This window comes from Massilia sp. KIM, from assembly GCF_002007115.1.
Taxonomy (GTDB): domain Bacteria; phylum Pseudomonadota; class Gammaproteobacteria; order Burkholderiales; family Burkholderiaceae_D; genus Telluria.
In genome coordinates this window covers 2,971,404-2,995,997 of record NZ_MVAD01000001.1, presented here as the reverse complement: position 1 = coordinate 2,995,997, position 24,594 = coordinate 2,971,404, and the positions used below count along the sequence as shown (strand labels likewise).

The 24,594-nt window shown below is 68.2% G+C and carries 23 protein-coding genes; 10 read left to right on the top strand and 13 right to left on the bottom strand.

The genetic code is table 11. From position 1 onward, the window contains the following. Nucleotides 1–2: 2 nt before the first annotated feature. Entirely contained in the window at nucleotides 3–566 is a 564-nt protein-coding gene (locus tag B0920_RS13035) for a TetR/AcrR family transcriptional regulator (protein WP_229455475.1), read from the bottom strand. Here B0920_RS13035 and B0920_RS13030 point away from each other — a divergent pair. Beyond that, nucleotides 565–1,203, top strand: a complete 639-nt coding sequence (locus B0920_RS13030) for a DUF2076 family protein (RefSeq protein WP_179119152.1) — start codon at nucleotides 565–567, stop codon at nucleotides 1,201–1,203. The two genes, B0920_RS13035 and B0920_RS13030, sit on opposite strands and share 2 nt — an antisense overlap. A 7-nt stretch (nucleotides 1,204–1,210) precedes the next feature. Here the strand turns inward: B0920_RS13030 and B0920_RS13025 are convergent, their stop codons facing one another. The 5 genes from B0920_RS13025 to B0920_RS13005 form a co-directional block, all read right to left on the bottom strand. Then, complete coding sequence (locus B0920_RS13025) at nucleotides 1,211–1,981, bottom strand: LytTR family DNA-binding domain-containing protein (RefSeq protein ID WP_078032902.1); 771 nt, start codon at nucleotides 1,979–1,981, stop codon at nucleotides 1,211–1,213. After that, entirely contained in the window at nucleotides 1,978–2,868 is an 891-nt protein-coding gene (locus B0920_RS13020) for a sensor histidine kinase (protein ID WP_078032901.1), read from the bottom strand. Before B0920_RS13020 ends, B0920_RS13025 begins: the two co-directional genes overlap by 4 nt. A 3-nt stretch (nucleotides 2,869–2,871) precedes the next feature. Next, nucleotides 2,872–3,138, bottom strand: a complete 267-nt coding sequence (locus B0920_RS13015) for a hypothetical protein (RefSeq protein WP_078032900.1) — start codon at nucleotides 3,136–3,138, stop codon at nucleotides 2,872–2,874. Between the two features lie 153 nt (nucleotides 3,139–3,291). Next, nucleotides 3,292–3,900, bottom strand: a complete 609-nt coding sequence (locus B0920_RS13010; RefSeq protein ID WP_078032899.1) for a TonB family protein — start codon at nucleotides 3,898–3,900, stop codon at nucleotides 3,292–3,294. Beyond that, nucleotides 3,897–4,466, bottom strand: coding sequence for a GNAT family N-acetyltransferase (locus B0920_RS13005; protein WP_078032898.1), 570 nt, complete (start codon nucleotides 4,464–4,466; stop codon nucleotides 3,897–3,899). Before B0920_RS13005 ends, B0920_RS13010 begins: the two co-directional genes overlap by 4 nt. Before the next feature lie 194 nt (nucleotides 4,467–4,660). Between B0920_RS13005 and B0920_RS13000 the strand changes: the two genes are divergently transcribed. The 4 genes from B0920_RS13000 (at nucleotide 4,661) to B0920_RS12985 (ending at nucleotide 10,096) form a co-directional block, all read left to right on the top strand. Continuing rightward, a complete protein-coding gene (locus tag B0920_RS13000) occupies nucleotides 4,661–5,977 on the top strand; it encodes an aspartate aminotransferase family protein (protein WP_078032897.1) in 1,317 nt (438 codons plus the stop codon). A 7-nt stretch (nucleotides 5,978–5,984) separates the two neighbouring features. Continuing rightward, complete coding sequence (locus B0920_RS12995; protein WP_078032896.1) at nucleotides 5,985–7,484, top strand: CoA-acylating methylmalonate-semialdehyde dehydrogenase; 1,500 nt, start codon at nucleotides 5,985–5,987, stop codon at nucleotides 7,482–7,484. 151 nt (nucleotides 7,485–7,635) lie between these two features. Further along, a complete protein-coding gene (locus tag B0920_RS12990) occupies nucleotides 7,636–8,565 on the top strand; it encodes an FAD-dependent oxidoreductase (protein WP_229455471.1) in 930 nt (309 codons plus the stop codon). Between the two features lie 64 nt (nucleotides 8,566–8,629). Next, nucleotides 8,630–10,096: an NCS1 family nucleobase:cation symporter-1 gene (locus B0920_RS12985; protein ID WP_078032894.1), complete on the top strand. Its 1,467-nt coding sequence runs from the start codon at nucleotides 8,630–8,632 to the stop codon at nucleotides 10,094–10,096. Here B0920_RS12985 and B0920_RS12980 read toward each other — a convergent pair. Both B0920_RS12980 and B0920_RS12975 read right to left on the bottom strand, forming a co-directional pair. Next, a complete protein-coding gene (locus B0920_RS12980) occupies nucleotides 10,093–11,136 on the bottom strand; it encodes a tetratricopeptide repeat protein (RefSeq protein ID WP_078032893.1) in 1,044 nt (347 codons plus the stop codon). The two genes, B0920_RS12985 and B0920_RS12980, sit on opposite strands and share 4 nt — an antisense overlap. Nucleotides 11,137–11,199: 63 nt before the next feature. Beyond that, nucleotides 11,200–12,105, bottom strand: coding sequence for a LysR family transcriptional regulator (locus tag B0920_RS12975; protein WP_078032892.1), 906 nt, complete (start codon nucleotides 12,103–12,105; stop codon nucleotides 11,200–11,202). Nucleotides 12,106–12,200: 95 nt separating this feature from the next. Between B0920_RS12975 and B0920_RS12970 the strand changes: the two genes are divergently transcribed. Then, nucleotides 12,201–12,908: a hypothetical protein gene (locus B0920_RS12970; RefSeq protein ID WP_179119151.1), complete on the top strand. Its 708-nt coding sequence runs from the start codon at nucleotides 12,201–12,203 to the stop codon at nucleotides 12,906–12,908. Nucleotides 12,909–12,914: 6 nt separating this feature from the next. On the opposite strand, the gene B0920_RS12965 is transcribed toward B0920_RS12970, so the two are convergent. The 4 genes from B0920_RS12965 to B0920_RS12950 form a co-directional block, all read right to left on the bottom strand. Next, nucleotides 12,915–13,526 (bottom strand): class I SAM-dependent methyltransferase, encoded by a 612-nt coding sequence (locus B0920_RS12965; protein WP_078032891.1) that lies wholly within the window; start codon nucleotides 13,524–13,526, stop codon nucleotides 12,915–12,917. A gap of 1 nt (nucleotide 13,527) precedes the next feature. Next, the gene (locus B0920_RS12960; protein WP_078032890.1) at nucleotides 13,528–13,956 is read right to left on the bottom strand and encodes an HIT family protein; all 429 of its coding nucleotides are present in this window, start codon (nucleotides 13,954–13,956) and stop codon (nucleotides 13,528–13,530) included. Nucleotides 13,957–13,988: 32 nt separating this feature from the next. Beyond that, entirely contained in the window at nucleotides 13,989–15,734 is a 1,746-nt protein-coding gene (locus B0920_RS12955; RefSeq protein ID WP_078032889.1) for an allantoate amidohydrolase, read from the bottom strand. 103 nt (nucleotides 15,735–15,837) lie between these two features. Further along, nucleotides 15,838–16,776, bottom strand: a complete 939-nt coding sequence (locus B0920_RS12950; RefSeq protein ID WP_078032888.1) for a LysR substrate-binding domain-containing protein — start codon at nucleotides 16,774–16,776, stop codon at nucleotides 15,838–15,840. Nucleotides 16,777–16,881: 105 nt separating this feature from the next. On the opposite strand from B0920_RS12950, the gene B0920_RS12945 reads away from it, so the two are divergent. Together B0920_RS12945 and B0920_RS12940 are read left to right on the top strand one after the other, a co-directional pair. Beyond that, nucleotides 16,882–18,117: a urate hydroxylase PuuD gene (locus tag B0920_RS12945; RefSeq protein WP_078032887.1), complete on the top strand. Its 1,236-nt coding sequence runs from the start codon at nucleotides 16,882–16,884 to the stop codon at nucleotides 18,115–18,117. After that, nucleotides 18,118–19,362, top strand: coding sequence for a M20/M25/M40 family metallo-hydrolase (locus tag B0920_RS12940; RefSeq protein WP_078032886.1), 1,245 nt, complete (start codon nucleotides 18,118–18,120; stop codon nucleotides 19,360–19,362). It abuts the gene before it with no gap. Between the two features lie 260 nt (nucleotides 19,363–19,622). On the opposite strand, the gene B0920_RS12935 is transcribed toward B0920_RS12940, so the two are convergent. After that, nucleotides 19,623–21,980: a S9 family peptidase gene (locus tag B0920_RS12935; protein ID WP_143745723.1), complete on the bottom strand. Its 2,358-nt coding sequence runs from the start codon at nucleotides 21,978–21,980 to the stop codon at nucleotides 19,623–19,625. A 615-nt stretch (nucleotides 21,981–22,595) separates the two neighbouring features. On the opposite strand from B0920_RS12935, the gene B0920_RS12930 reads away from it, so the two are divergent. Next, entirely contained in the window at nucleotides 22,596–23,249 is a 654-nt protein-coding gene (locus tag B0920_RS12930; RefSeq protein ID WP_143745722.1) for an ANTAR domain-containing response regulator, read from the top strand. Between the two features lie 21 nt (nucleotides 23,250–23,270). Next, on the top strand, nucleotides 23,271–24,467 hold the full coding sequence (locus B0920_RS12925) for a CmpA/NrtA family ABC transporter substrate-binding protein (RefSeq protein ID WP_078032884.1): 1,197 nt from the start codon (nucleotides 23,271–23,273) through the stop codon (nucleotides 24,465–24,467). Nucleotides 24,468–24,594 lie beyond the last annotated feature (127 nt).

Genomic DNA, 24,594 nt, shown 5'->3' with positions numbered 1-24,594 from the left:
GGCTACTCCTTGCTGGGTTCGCTAAAGGGCAAGCGTTCGAGGAGACGCGTGCCGATCAGTGTGGCGGCGTCGCCTCCATAGGCGTGCAAGGCCTTGCGGCAGAGGGCGGCGATCGGCGGATCGCCCGGCGCCAGTTCGCGCAAGGCGGTGATCAATAGATCGAGCACGGCGGGATCGCGGAACCATTCGCCGACCATCGCCCGCTCCAGTATCTTCTCGAACAGCCCGCGTTTGGAACCGAAGGCCTTGTACAGGCTGCCTCTCTGCAGCGCCGTCGCTTCCACCAGGTCGTCGATCGAGCAGGCGTGATAGCCGAGGCGGCCGAAGACCTCCGCTGCGCGGTCGAGCACGACGTCTTCGTTGAATGTCCTTGGCCTGGCCATGGCGCCGAGTTCCGTAGTTATGAAACGCTTGTTCAATAACCCTAGTGTGCAGGTTCTGGAACGCGTAGTCAATAACCTGTCGGTGCAAGCGTGCGGCGCGCGCACCGGATTGTCGAACTTGAAATTCCCGCCGCGCGCACAACATGCTCTCTTATCGACGTCCATGATGAGGAGCATTTCCATGAGCCCGCAAGACGAACGGATGCTGCACGACTTCCTCGGCCAGCTGGTCCAGGCGCGCGGCGTGCAGAAAGATCCCGAGGCCGACGCCCTGATCCAGCGCGCGGTGCAGCAGCAGCCCGATGCCGCCTACCTGCTGGTGCAGCGCGCCCTGCTGATGGAGCAGGCGCTCGACAGCGCCCGCGCCCACATCGCCGAGCTGGAAAGCGCCTTGCAGGGCCGGCAGCAGCCGAGCCGCGGCGGCTTCCTGGAGAATGTCTGGGGCCACGGCCGCCGCCAGCAGACGCCCCAGCACTACCAGCACCACCAGCCCTCCTACCAGCACGCCCTGCCGGGTTCCTACGGCCGTGGCTCGGGTTTCCTGGGCACGATGGCGGCGACGGCGGCCGGCGTGGCGGCCGGCAGTTTCCTGTTCCACGGCCTGGACAACTTCTTCCACGACCACGGCGCCAGCCAGCACCTGCTGTCGGACGGCGCTGGCGGCCTGCTGGGCGACCAGTCGGGCAGCGCGCTGGCCGAACAGGCCGGCCTGGGATCGGTCGAGCAGTCGCTCGGCGGGGATGGCTTGCTGGACGGTAACGAGGACAGCCTGGGCGGCTTCTTCGACGGCGACGGTTCCGACGAAGGCCTGTTCAGCTAGGCAAGCCTCACATCTGCTGGAACAGGTGGGCGTTGTTGCGGCTCACTTCCAGCGCCTCGGGCCAGCCGCGCAGCTTGACCATCTGGCGTCCGCGCAGGTCGCGGCTGACCTCTTCGATCACGTCCACCCGCACCAGGGTCGAGCGGTGGATGCGCCAGAACTCGTCCGGGTCCAGCTCGTCCGCCAGTTCCTTGAGGGTCTTGCGGATCAGGAGTTCGGTGGTGGCGGTCTGCACCCGGGTGTACTTGTCCTCGGACTGGAAGAACAGCACTTCGCGCGTGCTGATCATGCGCAGGCTGCTGCCGACCTGGGCCTGGATCCAGCGCAGGTAGTTGGGACGCCGGGCGCCGCCGTCGCGCAGCAGGTGTCCGAGCTGGGCCAGCTGGGCGCCGATGTCCTGGGGGGCGCGCGCCAGGCGCTTGCCGAGGCGCTCGCGGGTGGTGTCCAGGCGCTCCCGGGTCACCGGCTTGAGCAGATAGTCGATCGCGCCCTGCTCGAAGGCGTCCACCGCGTACTGGTCGTAGGCGGTGGCGAACACGATGTGGCAGCGCGGGTAGAGCTGGCGCGCGGCCTCGATCCCGCCCATGCCGGGCATGCGGATGTCGAGGAAGGCGATGTCGGGCCGGTGCTGCTCGGCCAGCGCCACCGCTTCCATCCCGTTGGCGGCTTCGGCCACGATGCGCAGCTCGGGCCAGGCCTCTTGCAGGCGCATGCGCAGCTGGTCGCGCATCGGCGCCTCGTCGTCGGCGATCAGGGCGGTGGGTTGGGCAGGGCTCATCCATCCTCCGTCATGCGGTAGGGCAGGCGGATCGAGGCGCAGGCGCCGCCCGCCAGGGGCGCTTCGATCACCAGTTCGGCCTGCGGGCCATAGAGCAGGGCCAGGCGTTCGCGGATGTTGGCCAGGCCCACGCCTTCGCCGGCGTGCGGGTCGATGCCGACGCCGTCGTCGCAGACGTCGACGTGCAGGGTCGCATGCTCCACGTGGGCGCGCACGGTGATCGTGCCGCCCTCGACCTTCGGTTCCAGGCCATGCTTGATCGCATTCTCGATCAGGGTCTGCAGCATCATCGGCGGGAAGGGCGAGCTGCCCAGGAAGTCCGGGACTTCCCAGCGCACCGCCAGGCGTTCCTTCATGCGCGCCTGCATGATGGCGAGGTAGGCGCGCGACAGCTCGACCTGCTTGCCCAGGGTGGCGCCGGCGCCGGCCCGCATCTGGGGCAGGGAAGAACGCAGGTACTCGACCAGGTGGGCGTGCACGCGCGCCGCCTCCTTCTGGTCGGTCTCGATCAACTGGCCGATCAGGGCCAGGGTGTTGAACAGGAAGTGGGGCTCGACCTGGGCCTGGAGCGCGGCCATTTTGGCCTCCATCAGGCGCCGCTCGAGGGTGGCCACGTTGGCCTTCTCGTCGGCCTCCTTGGCCATCAGCTCGGCGCGGCGCTTGCCGCCGGCCAGCACCTTGACGCCGAGCGAGATCATGATGAACCAGATGGCCGGGTCGACCAGCTGGAAGCCGACGCCGAAGGCCAGCACCAGGAACCAGACCAGGTAGAGCTGGCGCCACTCGACCATGGCCAGCCAGTCGAAGAAGCGCCACCACAGCACGCTCGCTTCGTTAACGGCGTCGCGCAGGAAGTCCACGGCGCGGTTAATCTGGGTGGCCACCATCGTTTACTGCATGTCGCGGTGGGCGACCGGGCGCGGGCGGCGGTCGAAGAAGGCGTTCGCCACGACCTTGAACAGCATGAAGACGATGAACAGGGTCACGGCCAGCGGAATGATGGTCAGCACGCAGGCCAGCAGGATCGCCGCGACCAGCAGGACCGGCCAGGGCTGTGCCGCCAGCGTGCGGCTGCCGGCATTGACTGCGCGGACGAAGGCGCGGCCCATGACTTTGACGTCGGTGACGAAGGCGTTGAAGTGCGTTGCGGCTTTCATGCGGTGAATCCTCCAGGATGTTCGGGTGGCTTCACTGTAGGGCCGTGCCGGCCGTGCCGCCAGAGGCATCCGATGAACGGGGCATTTTCCGGGTTTAACGGTCTGCATGGCGGATGAGTGGTAAGGGGGCCGCGCGCCAGGCCCAGGCCGGTCTTATTGCGAGAGCAACTTCAGCGCCTCGCGCCGCATCGTGTCCAGCATGCCCGCTTCCGGGCTGCGGGCGCAGGCCGCCACGGTGGCGTCCAGCACCTGGGACATGGCGGGGAAGGAGCGCGACCTGCCTTCGCGCGCCAGGCTGTAGATCAGCTTGCCGATCGAGTCGACCATCACCGGCATGCCGCGCACCTCGCGTTCGGGAAAGACCGCGGCCTGGTAGGCGGCGTCGACGTTGAAATCGGCGCAGGTCTTGCCGGCCACCGTCGATTCGTGATCCTTGCGGAACAGGATCCTCACCAGGCCGGTCGTGGCGCCGTTGCCGGCGATCTCCAGGCGCTCCGCGAGCCGGGCGGCGAGCGCGTCCAGCTCCGCCGAGCGCGAGGAGGAACGGACCACCGCCGCGCGCCGCCCCTGTTCGCCCACCGTGACCTCGACCGTCGCTTCGCCCTGCACGCCGCGGCGCGCCAGTTCGGCCGGGTAGCTGCTGTCGGCCGGGTAGATCACCAGTTCGCGCCAGACCGGCACCGTGGCCTGGGCCGCCGCCGAGGGCTGGGCGCCCAGCAGGGCGAGCGCCGCAAGCAGCACCGCGCAAGCCCTGTCCCTCATGCCTTGCTCCCGGCGCGCTCTTCCCAGTAGCTGCGCAGCAGGCCATAGAACACGGTGTCGGCATACTGGCCGTGCACCAGCCAGCGCTGCGGCATGTAGCCCTCCTTGCGGAAGCCCAGCTTCTCCAGCACCTTGCCGGAGGCGGCGTTGCGCGGGTCGATGTCGGCCTCGATCCGGTTCAGGCTCACTTCGCGGAAGCCATAGTCCACAGCCGCTTCGATCGCCTCGGTGGCGTAGCCCTTGCCCCAGTGGCGGCTGGCGATGGCGTAGCCCAGCTCGCAGCGATTGTTCTGGTTGAAGAAGTGGTGCAGGTTCACCGTGCCGATGAATTCGCGGCTGTCGGCCAGCTCGACCGCGAAGCGGATGTCGGTCTCGTCGCGGTAGGCCTCCATGGCGCGCGCGATGGCGGTGTCGGCGAACGAGATGTCGGTCCAGGCCTCGGCGCTCCAGAAACGCACCACGGCGGGGTCGGAAAAGACGGCGAACAGGCCGGGCGCGTCCTGCTGGGTGAGCGGGCGCAGCACCAGGCGCGGGGTGGTCAGCACGGGGGTGATGTAGGTCGACATGTCATCGTCTTGTCAATGTTCTACCCTAAGCATACCACTCCTTAAGAGTTGTGCCAGCAGCAACTTGATTGTCAAGCAGCTCATTGCTAGCGATATCAGAAAATACTGCTATTCACTATGGCTGCAGGATGGTTGCCATTTGTGCCATGATTGTTCACACTTCATCGATTGCCAGTCCAGCCACGGAGGAGCGCATGAACGAGTCCCGGCCCCGCTCGATGGCATCCTTCTGGATGCCTTTCACCAATAACCGCGATTTCAAGGCCGCGCCACGCCTGCTGGCGTCCGCCGAAGGCATGTACTACCGCGACGTGGACGGCAACCGCATCCTGGACGGCACCGCCGGCCTGTGGTGCGTGCCCTGCGGCCACGCCCAGCCCCGCATCGTCGAGGCGATTTCCACCATGGCCGGCCAGCTCGATTTCGCGCCCACCTTCCAGATGGGCCACCCGGCCGCCTTCGACCTGGCCGAGCAGCTGATGGACTACACCGGCCACAGGTTCGGCCACGTGTTCTACACCAGCTCGGGTTCGGAAGCGGTGGACACCGCGCTCAAGATCGCGCTGGCCTACCACAAGGCGCGCGGGGAGGGCGGACGCACCCGCCTGATCGGGCGCGAGCGCGGCTACCACGGGGTGGGCTTCGGCGGCCTGTCGGTGGGCGGCATCGGTCCCAACCGCAAGCAGTTCGGGCCCCTGCTGCCGGGCGTGGACCACCTGCCGCACACCCACAACCTGGCGAAGAACGCCTGGTCGCGCGGCGAGCCGGACTTCGGCGCGGAACTGGCCGACGAACTGGAACGCCTGGTGGCCCTGCACGACGCGTCCACCATCGCCGCCGTCATCATCGAGCCGGTGTCGGGTTCCACCGGGGTGCTGGTGCCGCCCAAGGGCTACCTCAAGCGCCTGCGCGAGATCTGCGACAAGCACGGCATCCTGCTCATCTTCGACGAAGTGATCACCGGCTTCGGGCGCCTGACCACGCCGTTTTCCGCCGACTACTTCGGCGTCGAGCCGGACATCATGACCACCGCCAAGGGCATCACCAATGGCGCGGTGCCGATGGGCGCCGTGTTCACCAAGGGGTACATCCACGACGCCTTCATGGACGCGCCGGCCGGCATCGAGCTGTTCCACGGCTATACCTATTCGGGCCACCCGCTGGCCTGCGCCGCCGCCCTGGCCACGCTCGAGGTCTTCCGCGAACAGCGGATCCTCGAGAACGCCAAGGCCATCCAGCCCTATTTCGAGGATGCCCTGCATGCGCTGCGCGGGCTGCCGCACGTGATCGACCTGCGCTCGATCGGACTGGTGGCCGGCATCGAGCTCGAACCGATACCCGGCAAGCCGGGCGCGCGCGCCTACAACGCGCTCAAGAAAGCCTTCGCGGACGGCATCCTGATCCGCACCACCGGCGACATCATCGCGCTGTCGCCGCCCCTGATCCTGGAGCGCCGCCACGTCGACGAATTGTTCGGCAAGCTGGCCACCCTTTTGAAGAACCTGGAATGACAAGCACATGGACGAAACCCTGATTTCCCACTTCATCGGCGGCCAGGTCGCGCAGCGCCCCGGAGCCCGTTACGCCGAGGTCTACGACCCGGCGCGCGGCGAGCCCTGCGCCCGCGTGGCCCTGGCCGACGCAGCCGACGTGGACGCGGCCGTGCAGGCGGCCAAGGCCGCCTTCCCCGAATGGGCCGCCACCCCGCCGCTGGCGCGCGCGCGGGTGCTGTTCGACTACCTGCAACTGTGCCGCCAGCACGTTGACGAGTTCGCGGCCCTGATCGTGCGCGAGCACGGCAAGACCTTCGCCGACGCCAAGGGCGAGGTGGCGCGCGGCATCGAGGTGGTCGAATTCGCGGTCGGCATCCCGCAACTGCTCAAGGGCGAGTTCACCGACCAGGTTGCGCGCGGCATCGACGCCTGGTCGATGCGCCAGCCGCTGGGCGTGGTGGCCGGCATCACGCCCTTCAACTTCCCCGTCATGGTGCCGATGTGGATGTTCCCGGTCGCCATCGCCTGCGGTAACAGCTTCGTGCTCAAGCCCTCGGAACGCGATCCTTCGCCCTCGCTGCTGCATGCGCGCCTGCTCAAGCAGGCCGGCCTGCCGGACGGCGTGTTCAACGTGGTCCAGGGCGACAAGGCGGCGGTCGACGCGCTGCTCGACCATCCGCACGTGGAGGCGCTCAGCTTCGTCGGCTCGACCCCCATCGCCGAATACATCTACGCGCGCGGCACGGCCCAGGGCAAGCGCGTGCAGGCGCTGGGCGGGGCCAAGAACCACATGGTGGTGATGCCCGACGCCGACATGGAAATGGCGGTGGACGCCCTGGTCGGCGCGGCCTACGGCTCGGCCGGCGAGCGCTGCATGGCGATCTCGGTGGCGGTGGCCATCGGCGAGGCCGGAGACAGGCTGGTGGCGGCCCTGGCCGAGCGCACCCGCAGCCTCAAGATCGGCGCGGGCATGAGTGAGGGCGCCGAGATGGGGCCGGTGGTCACGCGCGCCGCCAAGGAACGCATCGAGCGCCTGATCGGCGAGGGCGCTGAGCAGGGCGCCACGCTGGTGGTGGACGGCCGCGGCTACCGCGTGGCGGGCTGCGAGAACGGCTTCTTCGTCGGCGGCACCCTGTTCGACCACGTGACTCCCGCCATGAGCATCTACCAGGAAGAGATCTTCGGGCCGGTGCTGTGCGTGGTGCGCCTGCCGGACGTCGGCAGCGCATTGGAACTGATCAACGCCAACCAGTACGGCAATGGCGTGGCCGTGTTCACGCGCGACGGCGGCGTGGCGCGCGAATTCGTGCGCCAGGTGCAGGTGGGCATGGTCGGCGTGAACGTGCCGCTGCCGGTGCCGATGGCCTTCAACAGCTTCGGCGGCTGGAAGCGCAGCCTGTTCGGCGACCACCACGCCTACGGGCCGGAGGGCGTGCGCTTCTACACCCGCCACAAGGCCGTGATGCAGCGCTGGCCCAACACCGCCAGCGCAGGCGCCGAATTCGCATTCCCGCAGATGAAGTAGATCCACCGCAGTCGCTGGCCGCGCCCGCACAAGGGGCGCGCCGCGGGCCTGCCCACGAAAGCGGGCCCGCATGTCCATAACAACGAAAAAAGAGTGGCATATGATCGAGTCAGCAGCAAGCACCGCGCAACCTGCGCGCGGCGCGCCGCGCATGGCGGCATCCCTAACCGGCAAACAGGTGGCCGTGGTCGGCGGCGGCCCCGCCGGACTGGCCTGCGCCGCGCGCCTGGCCTTGCTGGGCAACAGCGTGCTGGTGTTCGAGGCGCGTTCCTCCCAGCGCATGCAGGAACAGCCGCCCCTGCCGGACGGGGACGAGACCCTGGCGCAACTGGAGCGCATGATCGCGCTGGGCCGCATCCGCATCGAACACGGGCGCAAGCTGGGCCAGAACCTCGACCTGTCCGAGCTGCATCTGTGCCATGACGCCGTCTTCCTCGGCGTCGGCCTGGCCGCCGGCCGGGTGCTGGGCGTCTCCGGCGCCGAGCCGCCGGGCCTGCTCGACGCCGGCAAGCGGGTGGCGGCGGTGCACTGCCTCGAGGACCTGCTGGCCTTGCCGGTGCCGCACCGCGCGATCGTCCTCGGGGCGGCGCGCAGCGCGATCGACATGGCGGTGCGCCTCAAGCGCCTGGGCGCCCAGGACGTGACCCTGGCCTTGCGCCACGGCGTCGAGGCCGACGGCTACGTCGAACAGACCGCGCGCGCCCATTTCGTGCGCATCCGTCCCTGGGCCTCGCCGCTCGAGGTGCTGCGCGACGAGCGCGGCGGGGTGCAGGCGGTGCGTTTCGAGCAGACCCGGGTGGTCGACGGACGCCTGACCCATACCGGCGGCTTCACCGAGATCGCCGCCCATGCCGTGTTCAAGGCGGTGGGGCGGGCCGCGCCTGAGCAATGCGAACGCGACGAGCAGGTAGCGCGCATCTCGCGCGAAGGCGAGCGGGTGCGGGTCGACGACTGCCTGCGCACCGCGCTGCCGGGCATCTATGCCGGCGGGGACTGCGTCGCGCCGGGGCAGGATACCGCGCTGGCGCTGCGCCACGGCGTGCTGGCCGCCCAGGCGATCCACGCCGATCTCCAGTCCTAGCGGGGGACGGCGGCCAGGGGCCGATTGCGCTACACTCGCGGGCATTCATGCATGGAGAATCCCCTTGAGCAGCAACAGCCTTGAGCATAACGACCTCTGGAACGAGGACCTCGCGCCCACCAGCGCCGCCCAGCGCACCTGGCGCTGGTACCACTTCGCCGCCCTGTGGGTGGGGATGGTGATGTGCATCCCCGCCTACACCCTGTCGGCCAGCCTGGTGGAGGGCGGCATGTCGGGCTGGCAGGCGGTCTGGACGGTGTTCCTGGCGAACGCCATCGTGCTGCTGCCCATGCTCCTGATCGGCCATGCCGGCGCCAAGTACGGCATTCCCTACGCCGTGCTGGCGCGCACTTCCTTCGGCACCAGCGGCGCCAAGCTGCCGGCCCTGATGCGCGCCATCGTGGCCTGCGGCTGGTACGGCATCCAGACCTGGTTCGGCGGCAGCATGATCTACACCCTGCTGGGCGTGATGAACGGCGCCCCGATCGGCGGCGAGCCCATCGCAGCCCTGGGCATCAATTTCGCCCAGCTGCTGTGCTTCCTGGCGTTCTGGGCGATCCAGCTCTATTTCGTGGTGCATGGCATGGAATCGATCCGCCAGCTCGAGACCTGGACCGCGCCGCTCAAGATCGCGATCTGCTTCGTGCTGCTGTGGTGGGTCCACGACAAGGCCGGCGGCTTCGGCCCGCTGCTCGACCAGCCCTCGCAATTCGTCGCCGGCGGCAAGAAGGAAGGGCAGTTCTGGACGGTGTTCTGGCCCTCGCTCACCGCCATGATCGGCTTCTGGGCCACGCTGGCGCTGAACATTCCCGACTTCACCCGCTTCGCCAAATCGCAGCGCGACCAGGTGGTGGGCCAGACGGTCGGCCTGCCGGTGCCCATGGGCCTGCTCGCGGCCCTGGCCGTGATCGTCACCTCGGCCACCATCGTCCTGTACGGCAAGGCGCTGTGGGACCCGGTCGACCTGGCAGCGCGCATGACCGGCATCGCGGTGCTGGTGGCCCTGATCGTGCTCCTGATCGACACCGTGAGCGTCAACCTGGCGGCCAACCTGGTCGGCCCCGCCTACGACTTCTCGGCGCTGGCGCCCCGCGCCATCAGCTACCGCACCGGTGGCTACATCACGGCCGGGCTGGCGCTGGTGATGATGCCCTGGAAGATCCTCGAAACGGCCCAGAACTACATCTTCACCTGGCTGGTCGGCTACTCGGCCCTGCTGGGTCCCATCGCCGGCATCCTGATGGTCGACTACTACCTGGTGCGCAAGACCCGCCTGGAGGTGGACCAGATGTACCGCCACGACGGCATTTATTCGTACGGGAACGGCTGGAACTTTGCGGCCATCGTCGCCTTCGCCCTGGGCGTGCTGCCGAACATCCCGGGCTTCCTGAACGCGGCCTTCCCGGCTTCCTTCCCGGACGTGGGCGAGGGCTTCAAGACCATCTACACCTATGCCTGGTTCGTGGGCGTGGCGATCGCCGCCGTGGTCTATGGCCTCATGATGCGCGGCCGCGCCGCCAGCGCCAGCTAGAACGCCGCGCGCGCGGCGCGCACCCGTTGTTCGAGCCGCGCGGCGGCGGCCGGATGGCGTCCGGCCAGTTCGGCGGCGGCTTCCAGCAGCTCGGGCCCCTGGCCGGCGCCGGTCAGCCGGTCGGCGCGCGCCAGCGCCTGCTCCTCGTCGCGCTGCTTTCCCCGTCCTTCGAGCAGCATCACGACCAGCGCCACCTCGGCCGGTGCGAAGCCCGCATCGCTCGCCAGCGTGCAGAGCGCAGCGGCGCGCGTATCGTCGCGCGGCAGGCCGTCGCCGGACGTCAGCATACGCGCGAGGTAATACTGTCCCGGGGCGTAGCCCCGGGCGGCGGCCCGCTCGAAGAGCGCGGCCGCAAGCCTGATATCCGGCGTCTCCACGGCGCGCGCCAGATGCAGGGCGCCGAGCTGCACCATGCAGAATTCGTTGTCCTGGGCGCTGCATCGGACGAGCAGCTCGTGCGCCTGTTCCACATCGAGCAACTCCTCAACATCGAGCCGCGCCAGCGCCATGATCGGGGCTGTCTGCGCGCTTGCCTCTTCGACCGGCTCATATGCTTCGGGGCCGTAGGGCTGCGGGGGCGGGGCGGCTGCGGAGCGGGCCTCGAGCGAAGCGCTGGTCCTGGACCAGTCGCGTACCTGGTCCGCCACCCGGCGCGCGACGCCGAGACGCTGCGAGGCGAGCGCGGCGCCGTCGCCACGCGCGGCGTTCTCGCGCAACAGTTGGCTGGCGCGTACGAGATCGCGCTCGATACCCCGGCAGCGCTCGAGGCACCAGGCGAGATGGGTCACCGCCGACCGGTCGCCCGCCTTGACGGCGCGCTCGAGCCACATCAGCGCTGTCGGATGATCGGGCTCGACGCCGTAGCCGTGGAGATACTTCCTCCCCAGGCCACTCATTGCTTCGACGTCGCCGGCTTCGGCGGCGGCCAATCTCCGCTTCAGCATCGTTGCCGGATCCTCTTCGCTCACCAGCACGGTCGCGTGCACGGGCTGTACAAGGCCGAGCAACAGCGACAGCAACAAGGCGCGGGAGTAAGGCATGTCGGTCACCTGTGCAGGAGAGGAGGGGTAATTTGGCCAGTCTAGGCGGCGCGATCGGACAGGTCAATCCGCCGTGGATAAGGCGTGCGCCAGCGCGCGCAGCCATTGCGGCGCCGTATCTCGCTTCCACACCAGGCGTACCCGCTCGACCGAGGAAAAGCCGAGATCGCGCACCTCCAGGGCCAGCAGCGCAGGCTCCTGCGCGGCGAAAGCGGGCAGGTAGGCCAGCGCGGCGCCGCTGCGCACGAAGTCGAGCAGGACCTGGAGGTCGTCGGTCCAGTAGCGGATGATGCGAGGCAGCGGACCGTCGCGCCAGCCGTCGGAACGGCTGCCCCTCTCCTGGCCACAGAACAGAGAGCGCGCCGGCGAGGCGAAAGGATGGGCCAGGACCTCCCGCACGCTCACCCGCAGGGCGCGGCGCTTGCCGACGGCCGCTGCCAGCGGATGGGCGCGGCCCGCGATCACCGCCAGCGCGAGTTCGCCGAGGTCGGTGACTTCCCACTGTCCGGGATGGAGCGCGCCGTCCAGCGCCTCGTCGGTGACGAGCGCGGCATCCAGCTCGCCGCGTGCGAGGGCCGCCAGCGCGTCGCCTTCGAACACGGCTTTCAGGTGCAGGCGCGCGGACGGGTAGGGCAGCAGGGCCTGGGCCATGGCGTCGGCATGGCGCCACAGCAGCACGGCCGGTCCGCCGATGCGGCAATCGAGGCCGGCGCGTTCGCCCTGCAGGTCGATGCGCGCCTTCTCGGCCAGCTCGAGCAGGGTGCGCGCCTGGGGAAGGAGCTGCTTGCCGCTGTCGTTCAGCACCAGCTGGCGCGCGCTGCGGTCGAACAGCGGCAGCCCGACGTCCTCCTCCAGCCGGCGCAGCGACTTGGAGACGGCCGAGGGCGTCAGGTGCAACTCCTGGGCGGCGGCGTGCAGCGAATCGTGGCGCGCGACGCAGACGAAGACGCGCAGGTCAGCCAGGTTCATGTTTCCTCGTTGGACACGATCGGTGAATATTAGTTGCTTTGATGGAAACGAAAATGCGCTTACTATGCCCGACTATCGACTTCGGAACAAGCACCATGAAAGCAATCCGTTTTCTGCAACGCTGGCTGATGTTGGCCTGCTTCGTCGCCGCTCCCGCGCTCGCGCAGCACGTCGCGCACCACCCCGGGCACGACGCTGCGCACGGGGCCGCCCAACAGGCCAAGCATGACGCCACCTATGGCAGCCACGGCATGGCCCTGTTCGGCGACCGCGACGGCCTGTACGCCTCGCACCTGCCGATGTTCCGCGCGCCGCACGATCACCAGATGGTGCTCCAGGTGCGCCTGAGCGATCCGAAGCTCGACCGGACCCTGCGCGAGCGCATGCAGGGCACGACCGCGCTGTGGACCATCGATCCCGAGCGCTTCGAACTGTCGCGTCTCGGCCCGGGCGCACCGAATCCCGTCCGCGCCTTCCAGGCCAAGGTATTCAGCGGGCACTTCGAGCGCGACGGCAAGGAGGAAATCGCGCAGGCCGGCTTCGTGGTCGAGAAGGTCCTGCTGTTCGAGCGCCTCGACCCCAGCGTGCGCGCCCGCGCGCAAGCGCACTATCTGCCGGTCGGGAAGTATCTGGTGAAGCGGCTGGACAGCCGGCCCGACTACGATCACATCCTCAAACTGGCCGGCCCGGCGCCGGCGCCGCTGACGGTCGCCAAGGACGGCATGGCGAACCCGGAAGCCGCCTTGCGCCGGCTCGCCCCGGTGGTCGGCACCGTCTACTTCGAGACCGGCGACCTGCGCTGATCCAGCCTAGGCGCGCTGGACGACCAGGTACAGGTGCCGTTCCGGGTGCTGGTCGAATTCGAGATGGCGGCAGATGCAGCCGCCCTCCTGGACCAGCGCCAACAGCGCGGGAACGCCGGGCGTCGCGTAGTAGAGCTCGGGCCCCATCGCGCTATCGACGTGTTCCGCCGGCGCGTCGGTGCCGCCGGTGGAGAAGATGAAGACGCCGCCCGGCTCCAGCGCGCCCATGAGCTTGAACATCACGTCCCGCTGCCGCCCGAGCGGGACGTGCCAGAGGCTGTCCCAGGCGGAGATGAAGCGGTAGCGGCGCGGCGGCTCCCAGGTGCAGGCATCCGCATGGTGCAGCAGCATCGCCGGATCGGCGGCCCGGGCCAGCGCGATCATGCGCGCCGAGACGTCGATGCCTTCGATCTGCAGGCCGGCCGCGCGCAGCAGGGCGTTGAAACGCGTGCTGCAACCGCAACCCACGTGCAGGGCCCAACCTGCGTGCTCGGCGAGAAAGGCGAGCGCGCGGGCGTGTTGCGGCAAACCGTAATCGGCTGGCAGCTGCCCGTCCAGCCAGCGTTCGGCCAGCAGGTCGTAAGCGGCCGCCGTGGAAGGAAGCGAGGCCGGGTCCACCTCAGCCGGCGCTGGGCAGGGCGGCGATGATCCGCCCGGCCAGCGCTTTCAGATGCTCGGTATCGGCCGGGACGGCGGCGTGCGGCCGCAGCGGCGCCGCCTCCTGGCGCGGCACGATGTGGAAGTGCACGTGCGGCACCGTCTGGCCGGCGGCCGGGCCGTTGAACTGGGCGATCATGATGCCCGGCGGCTCAAGGGCGGTCTTGACGGCCTGCGCGACCAGTTTCACGGTGCGCATGCAGGCCGCCGCGCTTTCTTCGGACAGCGCCAGCAGCTCCGCGGCCGCCTGCTTCGGCAGCACCAGCACGTGGCCTTCGGCCTGGGGCATGATGTCCATCATCGCCAGGGTGTGCGCGTCTTCGTACACCTTCACGCAGGGCAGTTCGCCGCGCAGGATACGGGCGAAAGGATTGTTCTGATCGTAGCTCATCGGGTCTCCTGTCTGTCGTGATCGTGGACGAGTCAGGCGTAGCTGCGCAGGAAATCGAGCAGCACCTGTCCGGCGATCTCGGCGTCGTCCGCCGTCATCGTCTCCAGGGGATTATGACTGATTCCGCCGTTGCCGCAGCGCGTGAACAGCATCGCCACCTCGGTGATGGCGGCCATGCGCATGGCGTCGTGGCCGGCGCCCGACAGCAGGTCGTAGCGCGGCAGGCCGGCGCGTTCCACGGCCGCGCCGAGCATGTCCATCAGGCGCGGCGCGCAAGGCACGGCTTCGGCCTCGACCAGCTTCCACAGCCTTTCCTCGATGCCGCGCCTCGCGCAGATGGCCTGGATGCCGGCCAAGATGTCGTCCACCGCCGCCAGCCGGGTGGCGTCGTCGGCCGCGCGGATGTCGAGCGACAGGCGGCAGGCGCCCGGCACCACGTTCACCGAGCCGGCCGGCACCTCCAGTTGGCCTACGGTGCCGACCAGCGCGCCGCGCCCGCGGCAGCGTTGTTCGACCAGCAGCACGATCTCGGCCGCCGCCGCCGCGGCGTCGCGCCGCATGTGCATGGGCGTGGTGCCGGCATGGCTGGCGACGCCGTCCAGCTCCACCAGGTAGCGCGAACTGCCGGCGATCGCCGTCACCACGCCCAGCGGCAGGCCGCGTTCGAGCAGCACCGGGCCCTGCTCGATGTGGACTTCGACGAAGCCCAGCAGCGTGGCCGGATCGCGGGCGATGGCGGGAATGGCGGCCGGGTCGTGCCCGGCCGCTTCAAGCGCCTGGCGCATGCTGATGCCCTCCGCGTCCTGCTGTTCCAGCAGGGCGGGGTCGAAGCTGCCGGTGAGCGCGCTGCTGCCGAGGAAGGTGCTGCGAAAGCGCACGCCTTCCTCTTCGGCGAAGCCGATCACTTCGAGGTCGAAGGGCAGGCGCTCGCCGCGTGCGTGCAGGTGACCCACGATGGCCAACGGCAGCAGGATGCCGAGGCGGCCGTCGTATTTGCCGCCATTGCGCACGGTGTCGTAGTGCGAGCCGGTGAGCAGGACCGGCGCGCCCGGGCGGGCGGCCGCGTAGCGCCCGACCACGTTGCCGACCGCGTCGATGTGGACCTCCATGCCGGCCTCGCGCATCCAGTTGGCCAGCATGGCGGCGGTCAGCTGATGCGCCGGCGTCATGTAGGCGCAGGTGAGATCGGTGTCGCTGTCGCTGATCTCGCCCAGCCGCTCGGCCCATTCCATCACCTGCGGCCCGAAAACCGGCGCCACCTTGAACAGTTCGTTCAGGCGGATTTCGGCGATGCGGTGCACCTGGCGCAGGCACTCGGCTATCTCGGCGGCGCGCCCGTTCTTGAGGCGCCGGGCGAAGGTGTCGATCACCGCCTGGCGCGGCAGGCCGCGCCCGGTCGGTCCCTTGACGGCCAGGATGAAGGGAAAGCCGAACTTCTCGTTGTAGCGGGCGTTCAGGTCCTGGAGAGTGGCGTATTCCTCGGGCGAGCAGCGGTTCAGGCCCGAGCTGGCCTGTTCGCTGGTCGACTCGGCCGTCAGTTCGCCCGCGATCGCCGCCTTGCCGGCCAGCTCGGGGTGGGCGCGCAGCAGGGCGAGGCGTTCGTCTTCGCTCGCCGCGTCGACCACGCGCTGCAAGGCCAGCTTGAGCGCGGCCAGGCTGGCGAAGGGCCGCTCTGCGGCGGCCCGTTGGGCGATCCAGGGCGAGTGCTCGTAGATGCCGCCCAGGGCGGCGACGAAATCCGGCGTAGCGCAGGCGTTGAGGTGGTCGAGAGAGGTCATGGCAATCCGTCCTTGTCAGCCTTCGATGATAGCTCCGTCAAGCCTGGTGCTTCATATGCCGCGCCACATGCGCGTCCTGCGCGCCCGCATATACAGCTGGGCGCTAGCCGGTCGCCAGCGCGCGCGCGGCGGCGCTCACCTGGTCGCGCAGCCATTTGTGCTCGGTCGACAGGTGCACCCGCTGGTGCCACAGCTGGTAGAAGCGCATCGGCGGGAACTTGACCGGCACCGCGAAGCTTTTCAGCGGCAGGGTCTTTTCGTAGAAGCGGATGAACTGGCGGCCGGTGGTCAGCACCAGGTCGGTCTGGGTCAGCATGTAGGGGATCACGCCGAAGTAGGGCGACTCCACCGCCACCTTGCGCTGCATGCCCTGGCGCTCGAGGAAAGCGTCGATCACGCCGTGGTAGCCGGGCAGCATCTGCGAAGGCGCGACGTGGGGCAGGCTGAGATAGTCCTCGACCGTCATGGCGTCGCTCGCGGTGCGCCGCGCATAGGGGCTGTCCGCGCGCATGGTGCAGATGATCGGGTCCTCGAACAGCTTGGAGATGTGGAGGTGGGCCGGCGGCTCGTCCCAGTTGGCGATCACCAGGTCCATCTCGCCGTCGGACAGCATGCGCAGGTAGTCCAGGCCCGGCCCCAGGCTGTGGATCACGACCTTGCTGTTGGGCGAGCCGCGGCGCAGGGCGGCCACCACGTTGGGCAGGAACTGGGTGTCAAGGTAGTCCGGCGCGGCGATGTGGAAGGTGCGCGCCGCCTCTTCGGGCACGAAGGGCGACTTCTTGATGAACAGGCTCTCGGCCTCGTCGAGGATGCGCTTGGCGGGTTTCAGCAGGCTTTCGCCGTGCTGGGTCGGCACCATCCCGCGCGCGCCGCGCACCAGCAGCGGGTCGCCGGTCAGTTCGCGCAGCTTGCGCAGCGAGGCCGAGATCGAAGGCTGGGGCTGGTTCAGCTTGAGCGCGACACGCGACACGTTCTTTTCCACAAGCAAGAGATACAGGATGCGGATCAGGTGCAGGTCGAGATGCTGGGGCAGGCTGGCCATCGTCGTTGCGTATATCAATACAGATATGTTGAATATACGCTAGTTTTCATGTTGTACAAATTGAAATCGGTTTATCTTCGACGCATTCCCTTTTCAGGAAGCTCAATGGACGTGCTCGGCTATCTCGCTCCCTACGGCCTTGAATGGCTCAACCTGCTGGTGCGCTGGCTGCACATCATCACGGGCATCGCCTGGATCGGCGCTTCCTTCTATTTCGTCTGGCTCGACAACACCATCCGCCCGCCGGCGCCCGGCTCCGAGCTGGCCAGGAAGGGCGTGTCGGGCGAACTGTGGGCGGTGCACGGCGGCGGCTTCTACAACCCGCAGAAGTACCTGGTGGCACCAAGCGAACTGCCCAAGGAGCTGCACTGGTTCAAATGGGAAGCCTATTCGACCTGGCTGTCGGGCTTCGCGCTGCTCTTCATCGTCTATTACTTCAATGCCCAGGCCATGATGGTGGACCGCAGCGTGGCCGATCTCTCCAGCTGGCAGGCGGTCGGCATCGGCCTGGGCAGCCTGGTGGTGGGCTGGTTGGTCTACGACCTGCTGTGCCGCTCGCCGCTGGGCAAGCACGACCTGGCCTTCGGCGCGGTGGTCTTCGTCTTCCTGGTGGCGTCGAGCTGGGTGCTCACCCATCTGCTGAGCGGACGCGCGGCCTACCTGCACGTGGGGGCGATGATCGGCACCATGATGGTGGCCAACGTGGCGATGGTGATCATTCCCGGTCAGCGCAAGATGGTGAATGCGATGCTGGCCGGGCAGAAGCCCGACCCCGCCTACGGCATCAAGGCCAAGCAGCGCAGCGTCCACAACAACTACTTCACCTTGCCGGTGCTGTTCATCATGATCAGCAACCACTACGCCATGACCTATCGTCACCCGCATGCCTGGGCTGTGCTGGCGGTGATCATGCTGGCCGGGGTGCTGATCCGGCATTTCTTCAACCTGCGCCACAAGGGCCGGATCGAATGGAAGTATCCGGCCATGGGCCTCGCGCTGCTCCTGGGACTGGCCGTCGTGATCGCGCCCCCGCCACCCAACGCGGCGCCGGCGCAGGCCGGCGTGGACGCGGGCGCCCAATTCGCCGCCGTGCGAAGCATCGTCGAGCAGCGCTGCGTGGCCTGCCATGCCCAGCAGCCGACCCAGCCCGGCTTCGCCAGCGCACCGGCTGGCGTCATGCTGCACACGCCCGAACTCGTGAGCCAGAACGCGGCCCGCATCTACCAGCAGACGGTGCAGACCCACGCCATGCCGCTGGCGAACCTCACCAACATGACCGACGCCGAGCGCGCCCAGATCGGCGCATGGTTCGAGGCCGGCGCCAAGACAGGAAAACAGTAAATGGACGAACAAATGCAACAGCGCCTGCTGGCGTGGATCGACGCGCATTTCGACGAGGAGGTCGGCTTCCTCCAGCAGGTGGTGCGCATTCCGACCGATACCCCGCCCGGCGACAACGCGCCCCACGCCGAAGCGGTGGCCGCGATGCTGGAGACCTATGGCTGGCAGGCCGAGCGCCATGCGGTGCCGGCGCAGCAGGTGCGCGACTACGGCATGCAGAGCATCACCAACCTGATCGTGCGCCGGCCCTATGGCGCGGGCGGGCCGACGCTGGCGCTCAATGCGCACGGCGACGTGGTGCCGCCGGGCGAAGGCTGGACCAAGCCGCCGTATGGCGCGGTGGTGGAGGACGGCTACCTGTACGGGCGCGCGGCGGCCGTGTCCAAGAGCGACTTCGCGACCTATGTGTTCGCGGTGCGCGCGCTGGAGGCGCTGGGCATTCCCTTGCGCGGCGCGCTGGAGCTGCATTTCACCTACGACGAGGAATTCGGCGGGCTGCTGGGGCCGGGCTGGCTGCTGGAGCAGGGCTTGACCAGGCCGGACTACGTGATCGCCGCGGGCTTCGCGTACAACATCGTCACCGCCCACAACGCCTGCCTGCAGCTCGAGATCACGGTGCACGGCAAGGCGGGGCACGGGGCGATGCCGGAGACGGCGGTCGATGCCTTGCAGGCGGCCACGCGCATCCTGAACGCGATCTATGGGCAGCTGCCTGAACTGAAGAAGATCAAGAGCCGGGTGCCGGGGATCGATTCGCCGACCATGCTGGTGGGGCGTATCGATGGGGGCACCAATACCAACGTCGTGCCGGGCAAGGTGGTCATGAAGATGGACCGGCGCATGATTCCCGAGGAAGACCCGGTGGCGGTCGAGGCGGCGCTGCGGGCGCTGATCGAGGACGCGGTGCGCGACGCGCCGGGGATACGGCTGGAGATCCGGCGCCTGCTGCTGTCGCAGGCGCTGCGGCCGTTGCCGGGGTCGGAGCGGCTGGTGCAGAGCCTGCAGCGGCACGGGCGCGAGGTGATCGGCGAAGAGATCGTGGCGCAGGGGACGCCGCTGTATGCGGATGCGCGCTTGTATGGGGAGAAGGGGATTCCGGCGGTGCTGTACGGGGCGGGGCCGCGCACGGTGCTCGAGTCGAACGCCAAGAAGGCGGATGAGCGCTTGTTGCTGGAGGATTTGAGGCGGGCGACCAAGGTGGTGGCCTTGACGCTGCTCGACTTCCTTCAGCCGCAGCACGCGTAAATCGTTAGCCTTGAAACGTCGTCCCGGCGAAGGCCGGGACCCAAGTTTGCGTAAACGGCTACCCAACTAAACTTGGGTTCCCGCCTTCGCGGGAACGACGTGCGAGGGCTGGCGAGCCTGAGTAGATTACCGACTACTCAGCGGAACTTGGGTCCCGGCCTGCGCCGGGACGACGGTTTTGAGGCTAACAACGGTTTTGAGGCTAACAACGGTTTTGAGGCTAACAACGGTTGTTAGGCTGACTAAGGTTGTGACGCCGCTTACTGCTTGAGCGTGCGCTCGAACAGCTTGTAGATCCGGCGATACTGATCGAACCACGCCTCCGGCTGCACGTACGCGTGCCTTTCCATCGGATAGCTCGCCAGCTCCCAGTTATCCTTCTTCAGCTCGATCAAGCGCTGCGCCATGCGCACCGAGTCCTGGTAGAACACGTTATCGTCGATCATGCCGTGCGAGATGAGCAGGTGGCCCTTCAGGTTCTCCGCATACTCGATCGGCGACGACACCTTGTAGGCCTGCGGATCGAGATCCGGCGTGTTCAGGATGTTCGAGGTGTACTCGTGGTTGTAGCTGGTCCAGTCGGTCACCGGACGCAGCGCGGCGCCGGCCTTGAACTGGTCCGGGGCGCGCATCAGGGCCATGAAGGTCATGAAGCCGCCATAGCTGCCGCCGTAGATGCCGACATTGGCCGGGTCGCCCTGGTGCTGCTTGACCATGTAGTTCAGGCCGTCGATGTAGTCCTCCAGCTCGGGGTGGCCCATCTGGCGGTAGATCGCGGTGCGCCACTTGGCGCCGTAGCCCTTGGAGGCGCGGTAGTCCATGTCGAGCACCACGTAGCCCTGCTGCACCAGCAGGTTGTGGAACATCTGCTCGCGGAAGTAGTTCGGATAACGCTTGCTGACGTTCTGCAGGTAGCCCGCGCCGTGCACGAACATCACCACCGGATACTTCTTGTTCGGGTCCAGTTGGGCCGGGCGGTACAGCTTGGCCCAGACCGGGTCGCCGCCGGCGCTCGAGGGCACGGCCACGTATTGCGGCTCGATCCACTGGCGCGCCTTGTACTCGGCGGTACGGGTGTCGGTCAGCTTGGTCGCCGCGCCGCCGGCGACGCCGACGGTGGCCAACTGCACCGGGGTGTAGCTCGAGGACCAGTGCACCAGCAGCTTGTCTTCGCGCGGCGACAGGCGGAAGCGCTCGACGCCGTCGAGCTGGGTCACTTCGCGGATAGCGCCGGTCTTGCCGTTGACGGCGCAGACCTCGTAGTCGCCCGGGTTGGCGCGGTTGCACATCAGGTAGGCGGTGCCGCCGTCGCGGGTCCAGCGCACCTCCGAGGCTTCCCACTTGCCCGAGGTCAGGGCGCGCGCGGCGCCGCCGGCGGCGGTGTCCAGGGTGTACAGGTGCGAGTAGCCGCTTTCCTCGGACAGGAACCACAGGCTGCGGTTGTCCGGCAGCCAGCCGAATTCGTTGTTGTCGTAGTTGACCCAGGCGACGTCGCTCAGGCGGTGCAGCGGCTGCAGCTTGGCGCCCGCCAGGTCGACGCCGACGATCCAGCGGTCCTTGTTGTCGACCGAGCGCAGCATGATGGCGACCTTGCCGCCATCCGCGCTCCAGTTGATCGTGCCCGGACCGTCGGCCACGCGCACAGCGCGGTTGCCCTTCAGCGGGTCCTGCTTGGCGGCCTTGCGCAGCTCGGCCAGCGGGTCCTGGGTCACGCCCGGCAGCACGTCGAAAGACAGGTCCTGCACCTTGTTGGTGCGCAGGTCGATCAGCTTCAGTGCGTGGCCGGCCGGATTGTTGCGGCCGACGCGGGTGCGCTGGTCGTCGAATTCCTCGTAGCCCGACTCGGTCACGTAGCGCGGCATCTTGCCCACGCGGCCCTTGTCGGCGCCCTTGGGCGCGGTGGCGACGATCAGCCAGCGGCCGTCCGGCGACAGCCCGCTGTCCTCGATCACGACCTTATCGCCCAGGTAGACCGGCGCCGGCGCCATGCTCGGGTCGATGCGACGCAGCTCGTCGGTGCGATCGCGCAGGGCGTCGCGCTCGTCCTTCTGGCGCTTGAGCGTGGCCATCAGGCGCAGTTGCATGGCGCGCAGGCTGTCGTCGTCCGGCGCGGCCGGGTCCTTGGCGGCGCGCGGCAGGGCGGCCGGGCCGACCACCTTGCTGGCGCGGTCCCACAGATACCAGTCGCTGCCGACCCGGTAGTGCACGCCGCGCTCGTCGGCGGTGTACTGCACCGCTTCCAGCTTGCTGGCGCCGCGGGTGATCTGCACCAGGGCGCCGCTCTTCAGGTCGCGCTCGAACAGGTCGTTATTGCGCAGCACCAGCATGCGGCTATGGTCGCGGCTATAGATCAGGTCCGGGCTGTCGAGCTTGCCCAGCTCGGGGTCCGCCACGCGGCGCGGCTGGGGCAGGGCCTGGAAGGTGTCGCGGATCGGCGAGCCGGTGCGCTTCTGCTTGTAGTACACCTGCTTGCCGTCCCAGCTCCACCAGGCCGCTTCGACCGGGTTGCCGATCCAGTCCGGGTGGGCCATGGCCTGGTCGAGGGTGATGGGGGTGGAGGCCGCAGCCGGCAGCGCCAGCAGCGCAGCGAGTAAGAATACGGGTGGTCGCATCGTCATGGTTTGCTTTCTTGCCAGAAAATTCGAACTGCATTCTAGCTCAGGCGACTCTTTGCGATGCGTCAATACAGGCGGGATTTTTGTCGTAAAGACGTAGCGCCGCGCATGCGGCTGCATGGGCGGCGCTCGGGAGGAAAGCCATGTTGCGGCGCAATGCCGCGGGCGGCGATCAGATCGCGGTGTAGGGGCCTTTCGGCGGACGCGGCAGGAACATGGCGACGCGGCCGACGATCACCAGCACGGCGAAGGCGATGGGGACGTATTCGAGCAGGCTCATGATCAACCCCGCACCGAAGGCGCCCAGCCGCCGTGGGCGGCGTAGAGCTCTTGCGAGAAAGCGCGGATGGCGGCGAGGGCGGCGGCGATGAAGTTGGTGGTGGCGGTCATGGGTTTCTCCGGTAAATGCTGCGATGTTGCGTTGCAGTATAGGAAGAATTTCGTCATAAGAAAACTTTAGATTCGTGATTCCATCGATACGAACGGTGAATAGTTGTCGATGTTGCTCCACGGCAGTTATTTGTTGCGCGAATGTCTCGCCCGAGCCGGCGTGAATAAGAAGGGCGAAGGGAACTGTGTCTTTTGGTGGGTGGTGCGAATCTTGCATGACCTGCTGGCATGAAATCGCCAGACAGTGCTTCACCCCATTTGCCGCACCTGCGCATCGTCGTCGTGCTGCCCGCCACGGTCGCGGGCGCCGACCCCGACGAAGCCCTGGCCGCCCAGGCCCGGCGCAGCGCCGCGCTGCGCATTGGGCTGCTCGAGTCGGGCTACGACCTGGTCGCCTCGCTGCCGGCGGACGTCTTCCTGCCCGAGCGCATCGCCCAATTGCAGCCCGACCTGATCATCGCCGACAGCGAATCCGACGCGCGCGACGTCCTCGAACACATCGTGATCGCCACCCGCGACGAGCGCCGCCCCATCGTCCTGTTCACCGAGGACGACGCCCCGGCCAGCATGGACGCGGCGATGGCGGCCGGGGTCTCGGCCTATATCGTGGCGGGCCTGCAGCCGGAGCGCGTGAAGCCGGTGCTGGACGTGGCGCTGGCGCGCTTCCGGCGCGAGCAGAAGCTGCTGGAAGAGCTGTCCGACACGCGCCAGAAGCTGGCCGAGCGCAAGGTCGTCGACCGCGCCAAGGGCCTGCTCATGACGCGCTACAAGCTGACCGAGGAACAGGCCTACCAGCGCCTGCGTACCCTGGCCATGAACAAGAACATGAAGCTGGCCGAGATCGCCCAGCGCATCCTCGACGTCGAAGACCTGCTCGGCTGAGGCCGCGGGCAAAGGAGAGTTATGGCAGACCTGGCAGGAGGCGGCGCATGGGCCGCCGGATCGGACCAACCCGAGATCGACACCGTTCGCATCGGCTTCATGCCGCTGGCGGACTGCGCGCCGGTGGTGATGGCCTCGGTGCTCGGGCTGGACGAGAAGTACGGCGTCAAGTTCGCGCTCAGCCGCGAGCTGTCCTGGACCGGCATGCGCGACCGCCTGCTGGGAGGGGAGCTGGACGCGGGCCAGGTGCTGTATGGCCTGCTATACGGAGTCCAGACCGGCATCGGCACCCAGCAGCGCTCGATGGCGGCGCTCATGAACCTGAACCAGAACGGGCAGAACATCACGCTGTCGCGGCGGCTGGCGAACTACGCCCACGAGCCGGCCCAGCTGGCGCGCCTGCTGCACGCGGAGCGGCGCCGCCTGACCCTGGCGCACACCTTCCCGACCGGGAACCACGCGATGTTCCTGTATTACTGGCTGGCGGCGGCCGGCATCGATCCCGGGATCGACTGCCAGCTGGTGACGGTGCCGCCGGGGCAGATGGCGGCCAGTCTCGCGGCAGGGCACATGGACGGCTTCTGCGCGGGCGAGCCCTGGGGCCAGCGCGCGGTGCGCGATGGGGCCGGCGTGCTGGCCGCGTCGAGCGAGCAGGTGTGGCCCAACCATCCGGGCAAGGTGCTGGGCACGCGCGCCGAGTTCGCGGACAAGCATCCGAACACCTGCCGCGCGATGGTCGCGGCCCTGCTGGAAGCGGCGCGCTGGCTGGATGCCTCGCGCACCAACCGCGAGGCGGCGGCCGAGGTGCTGGCCAGCCCGGCCTACGTCAACGCGGCGCGCGAAGTGCTGACCTATTGCCTGGCCGGGCGCCACAGCGAGTGCGGCGGCTGGCGCGGTCATAACGGCCTGCGCTTCTACGCGGACGGCGAGGCGAGCTTTCCCTGGCTGTCGGATGGGATGTGGTTCATGACCCAGCACCGGCGCTGGGGCCTGCTGCGGGAAGACCTGGACTACCTGGCGGTGGCGCGCTCGGTCAACCGGGTGAAGCTGTATCGCGAAGCGGCGGAACTGAGCGGGACGCCGCTGCCGCAGGGGGAACTGCGCAGTTCCACGCTGATGGATGGGAAGGTGTGGGATGGTAGTGATCCCGAGGGCTACGCTTCGAGTTTTGCGCCCCCTGCCCGTCATTCCCGCGAAGGCGGGAATCCAAGTTCTTAGCGTAGTGGTGACGCATGCAAACTTGGATTCCCGCCTGCGCGGGAATGACGGCTTTGAAGCTGGCTGGGCAAATCGAAGTCAAACGGTCGGCTTGGCGCTTTGGCCCACCATAAGTGCATAGGCGTGC

What these genes read in the sequence shown, in the direction of transcription:
- B0920_RS12980 (WP_078032893.1), bottom strand. Translation starts at nt 11,136, where the DNA reads ATGCCTTACTCCCGCGCCTTGTTGCTGTCGCTGTTGCTCGGCCTTGTA.
- B0920_RS13035 (WP_229455475.1), bottom strand. Translation starts at nt 566, where the DNA reads ATGGAAATGCTCCTCATCATGGACGTCGATAAGAGAGCATGTTGTGCG.
- B0920_RS13020 (WP_078032901.1), bottom strand. Translation starts at nt 2,868, where the DNA reads ATGGTGGCCACCCAGATTAACCGCGCCGTGGACTTCCTGCGCGACGCC.
- B0920_RS12935 (WP_143745723.1), bottom strand. Translation starts at nt 21,980, where the DNA reads ATGACGATGCGACCACCCGTATTCTTACTCGCTGCGCTGCTGGCGCTG.
- B0920_RS12940 (WP_078032886.1), top strand. Translation starts at nt 18,118, where the DNA reads ATGGACGAACAAATGCAACAGCGCCTGCTGGCGTGGATCGACGCGCAT.
- B0920_RS12995 (WP_078032896.1), top strand. Translation starts at nt 5,985, where the DNA reads ATGGACGAAACCCTGATTTCCCACTTCATCGGCGGCCAGGTCGCGCAG.
- B0920_RS13000 (WP_078032897.1), top strand. Translation starts at nt 4,661, where the DNA reads ATGAACGAGTCCCGGCCCCGCTCGATGGCATCCTTCTGGATGCCTTTC.
- B0920_RS12960 (WP_078032890.1), bottom strand. Translation starts at nt 13,956, where the DNA reads ATGAGCTACGATCAGAACAATCCTTTCGCCCGTATCCTGCGCGGCGAA.
- B0920_RS12925 (WP_078032884.1), top strand. Translation starts at nt 23,271, where the DNA reads ATGGCAGACCTGGCAGGAGGCGGCGCATGGGCCGCCGGATCGGACCAA.
- B0920_RS12950 (WP_078032888.1), bottom strand. Translation starts at nt 16,776, where the DNA reads ATGGCCAGCCTGCCCCAGCATCTCGACCTGCACCTGATCCGCATCCTG.
- B0920_RS13025 (WP_078032902.1), bottom strand. Translation starts at nt 1,981, where the DNA reads ATGAGCCCTGCCCAACCCACCGCCCTGATCGCCGACGACGAGGCGCCG.
- B0920_RS12945 (WP_078032887.1), top strand. Translation starts at nt 16,882, where the DNA reads ATGGACGTGCTCGGCTATCTCGCTCCCTACGGCCTTGAATGGCTCAAC.
- B0920_RS13015 (WP_078032900.1), bottom strand. Translation starts at nt 3,138, where the DNA reads ATGAAAGCCGCAACGCACTTCAACGCCTTCGTCACCGACGTCAAAGTC.
- B0920_RS12930 (WP_143745722.1), top strand. Translation starts at nt 22,596, where the DNA reads ATGAAATCGCCAGACAGTGCTTCACCCCATTTGCCGCACCTGCGCATC.
- B0920_RS12970 (WP_179119151.1), top strand. Translation starts at nt 12,201, where the DNA reads ATGAAAGCAATCCGTTTTCTGCAACGCTGGCTGATGTTGGCCTGCTTC.
- B0920_RS12990 (WP_229455471.1), top strand. Translation starts at nt 7,636, where the DNA reads ATGGCGGCATCCCTAACCGGCAAACAGGTGGCCGTGGTCGGCGGCGGC.
- B0920_RS13030 (WP_179119152.1), top strand. Translation starts at nt 565, where the DNA reads ATGAGCCCGCAAGACGAACGGATGCTGCACGACTTCCTCGGCCAGCTG.
- B0920_RS12955 (WP_078032889.1), bottom strand. Translation starts at nt 15,734, where the DNA reads ATGACCTCTCTCGACCACCTCAACGCCTGCGCTACGCCGGATTTCGTC.
- B0920_RS13005 (WP_078032898.1), bottom strand. Translation starts at nt 4,466, where the DNA reads ATGTCGACCTACATCACCCCCGTGCTGACCACCCCGCGCCTGGTGCTG.
- B0920_RS13010 (WP_078032899.1), bottom strand. Translation starts at nt 3,900, where the DNA reads ATGAGGGACAGGGCTTGCGCGGTGCTGCTTGCGGCGCTCGCCCTGCTG.
- B0920_RS12975 (WP_078032892.1), bottom strand. Translation starts at nt 12,105, where the DNA reads ATGAACCTGGCTGACCTGCGCGTCTTCGTCTGCGTCGCGCGCCACGAT.